Source organism: Blastococcus sp. SYSU D00868 (genome assembly GCF_054050575.1).
The window spans coordinates 152,139-164,995 of the sequence record NZ_JBJGZO010000004.1; the positions used below are offsets into that span (position 1 = coordinate 152,139).

General features: G+C 79.2%; 8 protein-coding genes and 1 tRNA gene. 6 read left to right on the top strand and 3 right to left on the bottom strand.

Features of this window, described 5'->3' with window-relative positions; genetic code table 11:
* Positions 1-25 precede the first annotated feature (25 nt).
* From ACI79F_RS05420 to ACI79F_RS05430, 3 genes are all read left to right on the top strand, one after another.
* Positions 26-3,697: a BTAD domain-containing putative transcriptional regulator gene (locus tag ACI79F_RS05420; protein ID WP_456543881.1), complete on the top strand. Its 3,672-nt coding sequence runs from the start codon at positions 26-28 to the stop codon at positions 3,695-3,697.
* Positions 3,694-5,076: an FAD-binding oxidoreductase gene (locus ACI79F_RS05425; protein WP_456543880.1), complete on the top strand. Its 1,383-nt coding sequence runs from the start codon at positions 3,694-3,696 to the stop codon at positions 5,074-5,076. The genes ACI79F_RS05420 and ACI79F_RS05425 overlap by 4 nt, the downstream gene beginning before the upstream one ends.
* 117 nt (positions 5,077-5,193) lie before the next feature.
* A complete protein-coding gene (locus ACI79F_RS05430; RefSeq protein WP_456543879.1) occupies positions 5,194-6,591 on the top strand; it encodes an FAD-binding oxidoreductase in 1,398 nt (465 codons plus the stop codon).
* 110 nt (positions 6,592-6,701) lie between these two features.
* On the opposite strand, the gene ACI79F_RS05435 is transcribed toward ACI79F_RS05430, so the two are convergent.
* The 3 genes from ACI79F_RS05435 to ACI79F_RS05445 all read right to left on the bottom strand — a co-directional run bounded on the left by ACI79F_RS05435 (position 6,702) and on the right by ACI79F_RS05445 (position 9,487).
* A complete protein-coding gene (locus ACI79F_RS05435; protein ID WP_456543878.1) occupies positions 6,702-7,670 on the bottom strand; it encodes a zinc-binding dehydrogenase in 969 nt (322 codons plus the stop codon).
* Positions 7,671-7,774: 104 nt separating this feature from the next.
* Entirely contained in the window at positions 7,775-8,782 is a 1,008-nt protein-coding gene (selD, locus tag ACI79F_RS05440; protein ID WP_456543877.1) for a selenide, water dikinase SelD, read from the bottom strand.
* A 90-nt stretch (positions 8,783-8,872) separates the two neighbouring features.
* Positions 8,873-9,487, bottom strand: coding sequence for a helix-turn-helix transcriptional regulator (locus tag ACI79F_RS05445; RefSeq protein ID WP_456543876.1), 615 nt, complete (start codon positions 9,485-9,487; stop codon positions 8,873-8,875).
* Between the two features lie 119 nt (positions 9,488-9,606).
* Between ACI79F_RS05445 and ACI79F_RS05450 the strand changes: the two genes are divergently transcribed.
* The 3 genes from ACI79F_RS05450 to selB all read left to right on the top strand — a co-directional run bounded on the left by ACI79F_RS05450 (position 9,607) and on the right by selB (position 12,848).
* A tRNA-OTHER gene (locus ACI79F_RS05450) sits at positions 9,607-9,702 on the top strand.
* A 51-nt stretch (positions 9,703-9,753) separates the two neighbouring features.
* Positions 9,754-11,064 carry an L-seryl-tRNA(Sec) selenium transferase gene (gene selA, locus ACI79F_RS05455; protein WP_456543875.1) on the top strand — a complete coding sequence of 437 codons (1,311 nt, stop codon included), beginning with the start codon at positions 9,754-9,756 and terminating at the stop codon, positions 11,062-11,064.
* Between the two features lie 29 nt (positions 11,065-11,093).
* Complete coding sequence (gene selB / locus ACI79F_RS05460; RefSeq protein ID WP_456543874.1) at positions 11,094-12,848, top strand: selenocysteine-specific translation elongation factor; 1,755 nt, start codon at positions 11,094-11,096, stop codon at positions 12,846-12,848.
* The last annotated feature ends 9 nt before the right edge of the window (positions 12,849-12,857 follow it).

Below are 12,857 nucleotides of genomic sequence, written 5' to 3' on the forward strand. Positions count from 1 at the left end.
CGTTCGCCGTCGGCGAGGAGGGGTGGTGACCGCACAGCTCCGGATCGGTCTCCTGGGACAGCTCACCGCCACCTGCGACGGCGAGCCCCTCGACCTGGGCGGGCCCCGGCAGCGCGCCGTCCTCGCCCTGCTCGTCCTGGCCCGCGGCGAGGTCGTGCCGGCCGACCGGCTGGTGGAGTCCGTGTGGGGCGAGCGGCCGCCGGGCGACGCGGCGGGCGCGCTGCAGTCCTACGTCTCCCACCTGCGCCGCCGCCTGGAGCCGGGCAGCGCCGCCCGCACCCGGTCGGCGGTGATCGTGCGGGAGCGGCCCGGGTACGCCGTCCGGCTGCCGCCCGAGGCCGTGGACTCCTGGCGGTTCGAGCGGCTGCTGCAGCAGGCGTCCGGGGCGCCGCCGGAGCGGGCGGCCGCGCTGCTGGCGGACGCGTTGGCGCTGTGGCGCGGCCCGGCGCTGGCCGAGTACGCCGACGCGGCGTGGGCCCAGCCGGAGGCCGCCCGCCTCGCCGGGCTGCGGGCCACCGCCCGGGAGCGGCTGGTCGCCGCCCGGCTGGACCTCGGCGAGGCGGCGATGCTCGTGCCGGACCTGGAGGCGCTGGTCGCCGACGAGCCGCTGCGCGAGGAGCGCTGGCGGCTGCTGGCCCTGGCCCTCTACCGCTGCGGCCGGCAGGCCGACGCGCTCGCCGCGCTGCGCCGGGCCCGCGCCGTGCTGGCCGAGGAGCTGGGGATCGACCCCGGGCCCGCGCTGCGCGCGCTCGAGGACGACGTGCTGGCCCAGGCGCCGTCCCTGCGGGCGCCGCCGGCCCCGCGCCCGCCGGCCGACGACCTCCCCGCCGCCCCGCGGGCCGCGGCCGTAACCGCCCCGCCACGCGCGCCGGCACCCGCCCCGCCACAGCCGGCCGCCGCGCCCCGGCCGACCGGCTCGGGCGGCGACGACCTGGCCGAGCGGGACCGGGAGCTGGCCGCCGTCCGCGGGGTCCTCGACGACCTCGCCGACGGCCGGCCGGGGCTGCTGCTCGTCGAGGGCCCGGCCGGCATCGGCAAGAGCCGGCTGCTGGCCGAGGTCCGCCGGCTGGCCGCGGACCGCTCGGTGCGGGTGCTCTCGGCGCGGGGCAGCCAGCTCGAGCGGTCGTTCGGGTTCGGGGTGGTCCGGCAGCTGTTCGAGCCGCTGCTGACCGCGCCCGAGCGGCGGAAGGCGCTGCTCGGCGGTGCGGCCGCACCGGCCCGGGCGGTGTTCGACCTCGCGCCGGGGGAGTGCCCCGACGGCACCTTCGCCGTCCTGCACGGCCTGTACTGGCTGGCGGTCGAGCTCAGCGCCGCCGGCCCGCTGGTCCTGGCCGTCGACGACCTGCAGTGGTGCGACCCCGCCTCGCTGCGCGCCCTGGCCTACCTGGTCCGCCACATGGACGCCGTCCCGGTGCTGGTCGCGGCCACCGTCCGCACCGGCGACCCGACCGGGGACGACGAGCTGCTCGCCGAGCTGGCGCTGGACCCGGCGGCCGTCGTGCTGCGCCCCGCGCCGCTGTCGGCGGAGGCGGTCGCCCGGCTGGTGGAGCAGCGGCTGGCGCAGCCGGTCTCGCCGCTGTTCGCCCGCGCCTGCGAGCGCACCACGGCAGGCAACCCGCTGCTGCTGCGCCAGCTGCTCCGGGGGCTGGAGGTCGACGGCGTCCGGCCGGACGCCGCGCACGCGGACACCGTCGTGGCGGTCGGCTCCCGCGCGGTGTCGAGCATGGTGCTGCTGCGGCTGCGCCGGCTCCCCGAGGAGGTGCGGACCGTGGCCCGCGCCGCCGCGGTGCTCGGCGACGGCGCGCCGCTGCCGGTCCTCGCCGGGCTGGCCGGGCTGCCGGAGGGGCGCACCGCGGCGGCCCTGGCGGTGCTCGCCCGCGCCGAGGTCCTCGCCGACGCGCATCCCGTGGCGTTCGTCCACCCGCTGGTCCGCGACGCCGTCCACCACGACGTGCCGGCCGCCGCGCGCGGCCTGCAGCACGAGGAGGCGGCGCGGCTGCTGCGCGCGGCCGGCGCCGGCGACGAGCAGGTCGCCGCGCACCTGCTGCTCGCCCCGCCGCGCGGCGACCCGGCGACGACCGGCGTGCTGCGCCGGGCCGCGCGCGTCGCCGCCGACCGCGGCGACGCCGACAGCGCCGTCACCCTGCTGCGCCGGGCGCTGGCCGAGCCGCCGCCGGCCGCCGCCCGGGCCGAGGTGCTCGTCGAGCTCGGCACGGTGGAGTCACGGGTGGACGGCGCCGCGAGCAGCGAGCACCTGCTGCAGGCCCACGCGCTGCTCGAGGACCCGGCGGAGCGGGCCCGGCTGGCGGTGCTCATCGCGCACATCCAGATCTTCGCCGCGCCGCCCGGGGTGGCCACGGCCTTCGCCCGCGCGGCCGGCCGCGCGGTGCCCCCGGAGCTGACCGACTGCCGGCAGGCCCTCACCGCGCTCGAGCGGATGAGCGGCTTCATGCACGGCATCGACCCGTCGACCTGGCTGTCCGACCCGCACCCGCTGCCGGCCGGGGACGGCGACGGCGCCCGCATGCTGGCCGCCACGCTGGCCTTCGAGACCATGCTGGCCGGCCACGACCGGGAGCGCGCCGTCGCGCTCGCCCGCGCCGCGCTGGCCGGCGACCGGCTGTGGGAGGCCGACAGCGGGCTGCTCTGGGTGGTCGCCGCCGTCACCCTGGTCGTCGCCGACGAGGACCTCGGGGACTTCTGGCAGCGGGCGCGCACCTTCGCCCACCAGCGCGGTTCGGTGTTCGCCGTCCACGCGGTGAACCTGTGGCAGGGCTTCTGGCACTGGCGGCGCGGCGAGCTCGACGAGGCGCTGTCCTCGCTGCGGGTGGCGTTCGACCAGGGCCGGATCTGGGGCCACGGCCACATCGGCGACCCCTACACGCGGGCCTTCGCGGTCGCCTGCCACCTCGACCGGGGAGACCTCGCCGCCGCGCGCCGGAGCGCCGACGCCGGGCTGGCCGCGCCGCACCCGGGCGAGGGCGGGCGCCTGCTCGAGCACGCCGCCGCCCGGCTGCTGGTCGCCGAGGGGCGGTACGAGGAGGCGCTGGCCGCCGTCGTCCGGATCCCCGCGCCGGTGCCGGTGCCCAACCCGGCCTGGCACCCGTGGCGGAGCACCGGGGCCCGGGCGCTGGCCGGCCTCGGCCGCCCGGACGAGGCGGTGGCGCTGATGGACGAGGAGGTGCGGCTGCTGCGCCGCTGGGGCGCGCCGGTCGCGCTCGGCGCCGCCCTCCGGCTGCGCGGCGGGCTGCGCGGCCGGCCGGGCCTGGACGACCTGCGCGAGGCGGTGGAGCTGCTGGCGCCGACGTCCGCGGCGGTGGAGCTCGCCCGCGCCCGCTGCGCGCTGGGCGCCGACCCGGCGCTGCCCGACGACGAGGCCGTCCCGCTGCTGCGCGCGGCCGCCGCGGCGGCCGCCGAGGCCGGCGCCGCGGGCGTCGGGGCCCGCGTCCGCGCGGCGCTCACCGCGCGCGGGCTGGCCGACGAGCCGGCGGGGGAGTGCCCGCGGCTGTCGGCCACCGAGCGGCGCATCCTCGACCTGGCCGCCGGGGGGCTCGGCGCCCGCGAGGTCGCCCAGCGGCTGTTCCTGGAGCCGGGCACCGTGCACGCCGTGCTGGCCGGCGCCGAGGGGGACCGTCTCAGGTTCTCCTCAAGTCCGCCGACGGACCGTGGGACACCGCTGAGGGGAGGCGACCGGTGACCGCCCAGCAGATGCCCACCCCCGCCGCCGTGCGCGCCGAGGCGCTGCGCGGGCTGTGCGGCGGATCGGTGCACCTGCCCGGCGACCCGGCCTACGACCTGGCCCGCTCGCCGTGGAACCTGCAGGGGGCCGACCGCCCGGCGGCCGTCGCCTACCCGGCCTTCCCCGACGAGGTCGCCGAGGTGCTGCGCACCGCCGCCGCCGCGGGCCTGTCCGTGGCCCCGCAGGGCACCGGGCACGGCGCGCCGCCGCTGCAGGGGCACCTGGCCGAGGCCGTGCTGCTGCGCACCGCGGCGATGACCGAGCTGTCGGTGGACGACGGGCGGCGCACGGCCCGCGTCGGCGCCGGGGTGCTCTGGGGCGACGTCGCCGACGCCGCCGGCCGGGAGGGGCTGGCCGCCCGCCACCCGTCCTCGCCGGACGTCGGCGTCGTCGGCTACAGCCTGGGCGGCGGCATCGGCTGGTACGCCCGCGCGCTGGGCCTGCAGTGCAACGCCGTCACCGCGGTCGAGCTGGTCCTCGCCGACGGCACCTGGGTCCGTGCCACCGCCGATCGCGAGGCCGACCTGTTCTGGGCCCTGCGCGGCGGCGCGGCCCCCCTCGGCGTGGTCACGGCGCTGGAGTTCGACCTGCTCCCGCTGGAGACCGTGGTCGCCGGCCACCTGACCTGGGACGCCGCGGAGGTCGAGCGGGTGCTGCCCGCCTGGGTGCGGTGGTGCGCGCAGGCACCGGTCGCGGCGACGACGTCGTTCCGGGTGCTGGACCTGCCCGCCTCCGACGCCGTGCCGGCGCAGCTGCGCGGCCGCCGGCTGGCGATGGTCGACGGGGCGGTGCTCGGCGACGACGCCACCGCCGCCGAGGTCCTCGCCCCGCTGCGGGCGCTGCGCCCCGAGGTCGACACCGTCGCGCGGGTGCCGGCCGCGTCGCTCGTCCGGCTGCACCTGGAGCCGGAGGGGCCGACCCCGGCCTACGCCAGCAGCACCCTGCTCGGCGGGCTGCCCGACGCCGCCCTGGCCGCCGTGGTCGCGGCCGTGGGCCCGGGCAGCGGCCTGGCCGCGGCCGAGCTGCGCCAGCTCGGCGGCGTGCTGGCCCGCCCGGACCCGGACGGGGGCGCGCTCGCCTCCCTCGACGGGCAGTTCCTCGCCCTCGGCCTCGGCTTCGAGGGCGGGCCCGACGACTGGGCCCGCCAGCGGGAGGCCGCCGCGCGGTTCCTCGCGGCGCTCGAGCCGTGGGCGACCGGCCGCCGCTACCTGCCGATGCTCGACGACCGCACCGACACCCGGAAGGTCTTCCCGCCGGGCGTCCACGCCCGGCTGTCGGCGATCCGGCGCCGCGTCGACCCCACCGGCCTGTTCGTCAGCCCGCACCCCGCCGCCTGAGGCGTCAAGCGGTCCTCAAGGTCCGGGCTCAGGGCGGGCTCAACACCCCGGCAAGGCCCCGGTCGCACCGTTCCTCCAGCGACGTCACCCCGACGTCCCGGACCTCCGGAGGACACCGTGACCACCACCCTCGACGCCCCCGTCCTCGCCGGCGCCCCCTACGAGCTGCTCGCGCAGCGGCTGACCGGCTCCGTGCACTCGCCCGGCGACCCCGGCTACGACGCCCTGGCCACCCCGTGGAACCTGGCCGTGCCCATGCGGCCCGCCGCCGTGGTCGAGGCCCGCACCGCCGCCGACGTCGTGGCCGCCGTCCGGTTCGCCGGCGAGCACGGGCTCACCGCGGGCGTGCAGGCCACCGGGCACGGCGCGGAGGCCTCTCTGGCCGGGCACCTGCTGATCGCCACCCGGGGCCTGGACGAGATCACCGTGCACCCCGAGGGCTGGGCGCGGGTGGGTGCCGGGGTGAAGTGGTCGGCCCTGGTCGCCCAGGCGGCGCCGCACGGCCTGGCCGCGCTCAACGGCTCCACCACCGACGTGGGCATCGTCGGCTACACCACCGGCGGCGGGGTCGGCCCGCTGGCCCGCACGTACGGGCTGGCCGCCGACCGGGTCCGCGCCTTCGAGGTCGTCACCGGCGACGGCGAGTTCCGCCGGGTCACCGCCAGCGAGCACCCCGACCTGTTCTTCGCCCTGCGCGGCGGGAAGGGCGCGGCCGGCATCGTCACCGCGATCGAGTTCGACCTGATCCGGCTGCCGGAGTTCTACGGCGGCGCGGTGTACTTCGACGGCGCCGACGCCGCCGCCGTGGTCGACCGCTGGCGGGGGTGGGCCGACGCGCTGCCCGAGCAGGCGACGACGTCGTTCGTCCTCTTCCAGCTGCCGCCGCTGCCCGAGGTGCCCCCGCCGCTGGCCGGCCGGATGACCCTCGGCGTCCGCTTCCTGTGGACCGGCGACCCGGCCGAGGGGGAGCGGCTGCTCGACGAGATCCGCGCCCTCGCGCCGGTCGTGCTGGACGACGCGATGCTGCGGCCCTACCCGGAGATCGACCACGTGCACGCCGACCCGGTCGACCCCATGCCGGTCACCGACCCGGCGATCCTGCTGGACGCGTTCCCGGCGGAGGCGGCGCAGCGGCTGTTCGCCGTCGCCGGGCCGGGGTCCGGCTCGCCGCAGGTCATGGTCGAGGTCCGGCACCTCGGCGGCGCCTACGCCCGCCCGCCGCGGCACCCGAACGCGTTCAGCCACCGCGACGCGCGGTTCAGCGTGCTGGCGGTCGGGGTCGCCGCGGACGCCGACGCGGCCGCCGCGGCGCTGGCCCACGCCGACCGGTTGTTCGCCGCGCTCGCCGACTGGGACACCGGCGGGGTGTGGCCGAACTTCGGCATCCCGCACGACGCGGTCTCGGCCCGCCGGTCCTACGACCCGCAGACGCTGGCCCGGCTGGCCGAGGTGGTGCGCACCTACGACCCGCAGGGCGTGCTGCAGGCCGGCCACTACACCCGGGCCGCCAGCTGATCCCGGACGCGCGACGGGCCGGGCCCCCCCGAGGGGAGCCCGGCCCGCTCAGGCCCCGTCCCGAGGCTCGCGCCGCGCGGAGCGGGGCGGGAGGAGGACGGGGGCCTTCGTCAGAGCGTGAAGACGATCTTCCCGTTGGTGCGGCCCTCGAGCATGCGGGCGAAGCCCTCCCGGGCCTCGGCCAGCGGCAGCTCGACGTCGATCTGCGGCCGGATGCCGGTCGTCCGGCACATGGTGATGAGGTCGGCCAGCTCGTCGCGGGTGCCCATCGTCGAGCCGATCACCGACAGCTGGGTGAAGAACACCCGGTTGAGCTCGGCGCCGGGGTCGTAGCCGGTGGTCGCGCCGGAGGTGACGATGACCCCGCCGGGCTTGAGCGACTTGACGCTGTGCGACCAGGTCGCCGCGCCGACGGTCTCCATGACGCCGTCGACCCGCTCGGGCAGCCGGGCGCCGGACTCGAAGGCCTGGTCGGCGCCGAGCGCCAGCGCGGCGGCGCGCTTGTCCTCGCTGCGGCCGGTCACCCACATCCGGAAGCCGGCGGCCTTGCCGAGCACCACCAGCGCGGTGGCCACCCCGCCGCTGGCGCCCTGCACCAGCACGGTCTGGCCAGGTCGCAGGCCGGACCGCACGAAGAGCATCCGGTAGGCGGTCAGCCAGGCGGTGGGCAGGCAGGCGGCCTCGGCGAACGACAGCTCGGCCGGCTTCGGCAGCAGGTTGCGCCGCGGCACCGCGACCCGCTCGGCCATCGTGCCCTGGTGCAGCTCGGAGAACAGCGTCCGCTTGGGGTCCAGCGTCTCGTCGCCGGTCCAGCCCGGGGTGCCGACGACGACGCCGTGCACGACGACCTCGTTGCCGTCCTCGTCCAGCCCGGCCGCGTCGGTGCCCAGGACCATCGGCATCCGCTCCTGCGGCAGGCCGACGCCGCGCAGGCTGAACAGGTCGTGGTGGTTCAGCGAGACGGCCTTCACCTGCACCGTCGTCCAGCCCTCCTTCGGCTCGGGCTCGGGACGGTCGCCGATCTCCAGCACGGAGAGCGGGTCCTCCGGGGACGGGGTCGAGACGAAGGCAGCCAGCATGGGTCCGGAACCTAGCCGACGGGGTTCCGCCCTCTCCGGCGAGATCTGCACACTCGACGGCATCAGCCGCTGATGGTGACGAGTGTGCAGATCTCGCCGAGGAGTCAGCGGACGACGACGACGTGCTCGCCGCGCGGCACGAACTCGCCGATCACCGGTGCGCCCGGCACCTCACCGCCCAGCAGCAGGCCGCCGGAGGTCTGCGCGTCGGCGAGCAGCAGCGCCTCGTCCTCGGACACCGCGGACAGGTCGGCGTGCGGGCGCACCCAGTCCAGGTTGCGGCGGGTGCCGCCGGAGACGAACCCGGCGGCCAGCGCCTCGCGGGCGCCGGCCAGGTAGGGGACGGCGGCGGCGTCGACCACCGCGGTGACCCCGCTGGCCCGGGCCATCTTGTAGAGGTGCCCGAGCAGCCCGAAGCCGGTCACGTCGGTGCCCGCGCGGATGCCGGCGGCGACCGCGGCGGCGCCGGCCTCGCGGTTGAGCGCCGTCATCGAGGCGACGGCCTCCTCCGACGCCTCGCCGGTGGCCTTCATCCGGCTGTTGAGGACGCCCACGCCCAGCGGCTTGGACAGCGACAGCGCCGTCCCCGGGACGGCGGCGGCGTTGGTGACCAGCCGGTCGACGTCGACCAGGCCGGTGACCGCCATGCCGTACTTGGGCTCCGGGTCGTCGATCGAGTGCCCGCCGCCCACGTGGCAGCCGGCCTCCTGCGCCACCTCGAGCCCGCCGCGCAGCACCTCGGCGGCGAGCTCGGCCGGCAGCACGTCCCGCGGCCAGCCGAGCAGGTTGACGGCGACCACCGGGGTGCCGCCCATGGCGTAGACGTCGGACAGCGCGTTGGCCGCCGCGATCCGGCCGAACGTGTACGCGTCGTCGACGACGGGGGTGAAGAAGTCCGTGGTGAGCACCAGCCCCTGGCCGCCGGGGATGCGGACCACGGCGGCGTCGTCCCCGTCGTCCAGGCCCACCACCAGCTCGGCCGCCGGGGCGGCGGGCCTGCCCAGGGTCAGCCCGGCGACCACCTGCTCGAGCTCGCCGGGCGGGATCTTGCAGGCGCAGCCCCCGCCGTGCGCGTACTGGGTGAGCCGGATCCGGGTGGGCGCGCTGGTCACCGCCCCAACCTAGGTCTCCGCCGGTCGGACGGCCTCCCTGCAGGGGCCCGCCGCGAGCGTGCGAGCGGTGGGGGGCAGGGAGGTCCTCCCTCAGTCCTCCCGGCCGCCCCGCAGCACCGTCAGCCGCGGCGGGTGCGCCTCGGCCGGCACCCGGCTCGCCGGGATGCCCGTGGCGGCGCCCCGGCCCAGGGCGCGGCCGGCGGGGTGGGTGGTCGACGGGGCACCGAACAGCCCGGGGTCGCGCCGCGGCGCGGTCTCGCCGGTCAGCTCCACCGACTCGATGCGGTCCTCCCGGAACCAGCGCGGCGCCTGCCGCTCCCGGCACCAGCCCACCAGGTACCAGTGGTCGGCGCTGCGGGTCACCAGCTGCGGCTCGACCTCCCGGCGGCTGGCGCGGCCCCGGCCGTCCCGGTAGTGCACGACGACGACCCGCCGCTGGGTGACCGCCTGCTCGGCCGCCGCCCGCAGCTCCGCCGACCGCGACGCCTCGGCGCTCACCCACAGGCTGGTGGCCAGCATCTGCGCGCGGCGCTGCGGATCCGGCTCGAGCGCGGCGAGCACCTTCTCCAGCGCGGCGCGCCCGGCCTCGGCGTAGGCGCCGTCGGGCTGGGCGGCGAGGGCGACGGCGACGGCGGCGGCCTCCTCGGGGGCCAGGGTGACCGGCGGCAGCGACGCGGCGTGGCGGGACTGGGTGCGGCGGCTCACATCGGGGATGCTGACACCGGCCACCGACAGTTCCCGCGGCGCGACGCCGAGTGGCCGCAGAAAGTCTGCGACACGCCGTGCGACACGCCGGAGAGGCGTTGGCAAGTAGTGTGGTCGACGGAGGCGTCAGGGCGCCTGGTGGCCCCCGCGGCCTCTAAAGCCGACGTGGCCGAGCAGCTCGGTCAGGCGGGTTCGATTCCCGTCCGCCTCCGCCAACGTCCCGGCGCCGGGCCGATCCCCGGCCCGGCGCCTACGCTCCGCAGTCGATGAGTGCCGACCCGCGCCGGCAGGTGCCCCGCACCGACGCGCTGCTCGCCGACGGGCAACTCGTGCCGGTGATCGCGCGGCTGGGCCGCCCCCTGGTGAAGGACGCGATACGCAGCGTGCAGGACCGGGTCCGCGCCGGCGAGGTGGCGCCCGCCGACGCGGTGGCCGCCGTCCTGGCCGCGCTGCCCGACACCGCGGCGAGCCTGCGGCCGGTGCTCAACGCGACCGGCGTGCTGGTGCACACCAACCTGGGCCGAGCCCCGCTGTCGGCGGCCGCGGTCGCCGCGGTGGCCGCCGCCGCCGGCACCACCGACGTCGAGCTCGACCTGGCCACCGGCCGCCGCGGGCCCCGGGGGGAGGCCGCGCTCGCCGCCCTGCGCGCCGCCGTCCCCGCCGCGGAGGCCGCGCTCGTGGTGAACAACTGCGCCGCCGCGCTGGCCCTGGTCGCCACCGCCCTCGGGCAGGGCCGCGAGCTGGTCATCGCCCGCGGCGAGCTGGTGGAGATCGGCGACGGCTTCCGCATCCCCGAGCTCCTGGAGGCCACCGGCGCGCGGCTGCGCGAGGTGGGGACGACCAACCGGGTGACCGCCGAGGACTACACCCGCGCCCTCGGCTCGGACACCGGCGCGGTGCTCAAGGTGCACCCCTCGAACTTCGTCGTCCGCGGGTTCACCCGTGCGGTGCCGGTCGGCGAGCTGGCCGCGGCGCTGGCCGGCACCGGCGTCCCGCTGGTGGCCGACGTCGGCTCCGGCCTGCCCGCCCCCGACCCCGCGCTGCCCGGCGAGCCCGACCTGCAGACCACCCTCGCCGGCGGCGCCGACCTGGCGCTGGCGTCCGGGGACAAGCTGCTCGGCGGCCCCCAGGCCGGGCTGGTGCTCGGCCGGGCCGACCTGGTGCAGCGGCTGCGCCGGCACCCGCTCTACCGCGCGCTGCGGGTGGACAAGACGACCCTGGCCGCGCTGGAGGCCACGCTGCGCGGCCCGCTGCCGCCGGTCCGCGCGATGCTCGCCGCCGACGTCGCCGGGCTGCGGGCGCGGGCGGCGGCGCTGGCCGCGCGGCTGGCCGGCGCCGGCCTCGACGCCGTGGCGGTCGACAGCGCGGCCCGGGTCGGCGGGGGCGGGGCGCCCGAGCACCCGCTGCCCAGCGCCGCCGTCTCGCTGCCCGAGGGCCTGGCCGCGCCGCTGCGCGCCGGCTCGCCGCCCGTCGTCGGGTACGTCGAGGCCGGCCGCACGCTGCTCGACCTGCGTAGCGTCCCGCCCGGGGACGACGACGCGCTGGCCGCCGCGGTGCTCGCGGCGGCCGCCCGGTGACCCGCGGAGCCGCGCGGGGGGACGCGCGCATGGACGTCGTCGCCACCGCCGGGCACGTCGACCACGGCAAGTCCACGCTGGTCCGCGCGCTGACCGGGATGGAGCCCGACCGCTGGGCCGAGGAGCGCCGCCGCGGGCTGACGATCGACCTGGGCTTCGCCTGGACGACGCTGCCCTCGGGCCGCCGGCTCGCGGTGGTCGACGTGCCGGGCCACGAGCGGTTCGTCGGCAACATGCTGGCCGGCGTCGGGTCGGTCCCGGCCGCGCTCGTGGTCGTCGCCGCCGACGACGGCTGGTCGGCGCAGACCGCCGAGCACGTCGCCGTCCTCGACGCCCTCGGCGTGCGGCACGCGCTGCTGGCGGTCACCAAGGCCGACGCCGCCGACCCCGCGCCGGTGCTCGCCGACGCCGCCGCGCGGCTGGCCGGCACCTCGATGGGCGCCGTCCCCGGGGTGGCGGTCAGCGGGCTGACCGGCGCCGGCGTCCCGGAGCTCACCGCCGGGCTGCAGACCCTGCTGGCCGGCCTGCCCACCCCCGACCCGGCCGCGCCGGTGCGGCTGTGGATCGACCGCGCCTTCCCGATCCGCGGCGCCGGCACCGTGGTCACCGGCACCCTGGCCGCGGGCAGCATCGCCACCGGCGACCGGCTGCTGCTCGGCGACCGGGAGGTCGGCGTGCGCGGGCTGCAGTCGCTGGGGGAGCCGGTGGAGCGGGCGACCGCGACGGCGCGGGTGGCGCTGAACCTGCGGGGCGTGGCCGTGGAGGACCTCGCCCGCGGCGACGCGCTGCTCACCCCCGGCGCCTTCTGGCCCACCGACGTCGTCGACGTCTCGCTGGCCGCCGAGCCGGAGGACCGGCTGCCCGCCGAACTGGTGGCCCACGTCGGGTCGGCGGCGGTGCCGGCCCGCGTGCGGCCCCTCGGGGGCACGGCGGTGCGGCTGCGGCTGGCCGCGCCGCTGCCGCTGCGGATCGGCGACCGCCTGCTGCTGCGCGACCCCGGTGCCCGCCGGGTCGCCGGCGCCGACGTGCGCGACGTGGCCCCGCCCGAGCTGCGCCGGCGGGGCGCCGCGCGGCGGCGGGCCGCGGACCTGGCCGCCCAGCCGGCCGGGCCGGCGGGGGCCGCGGCCGACCTCGCCCGCCGCCGGGTCGTGCGGGCGGCCGACGCCGCCGCGATGGGCTGGCCGGCGCCGCCCGGCGCGGACCGGCTCGGGCCGTGGCTGGTCGCGCCCGGCCTGCTCGACGAGCTGGCCGTGGCGCTGCCCGCGGTGGTCGCGGCGTACCGGTCGGCGCACCCGCTGGAGCCCGGCCCGCCGGTGGCCGTCGTCCGGCGGGAGCTGGACCTGCCCGACGACGAGCTGGTGCGGGCGGTGGTGCGGCCGCCGCTGACCCTGGCCGGCGGCCGGGTCGCCGAGGCGGCGGCCGGGCTGCCGCCGGCGGTGCAGCGCGCCGTGGACGCGGTGCGCGCCCGCCTCGCCGCGGACCCCTTCGCCGCCCCCGAGGCCGGGGACCTCGCCGCCGCGGGGCTCGGTCCGCGCGAGCTCGCCGCCGCGGTGCGGGCCGGTCAGCTGGTGCGCGTGGCGGACGGCGTCGTGCTCGCGCCGGGGGTCGAGGCGGAGGCCCGCCGCCGGCTCGCCGGGCTCCCGGCGCCGTTCACGCTCAGCCAGGCCCGCGGCGCGTGGGGGACCAGCCGCCGGGTCGCCGTCCCGCTCATGGAGTGGCTGGACGCGCGGGGGGTCACCGAGCGGCTGCCCGACGCCACCCGCCGGCTGCGTCCCTCCCCGTGAGCGCCGCGC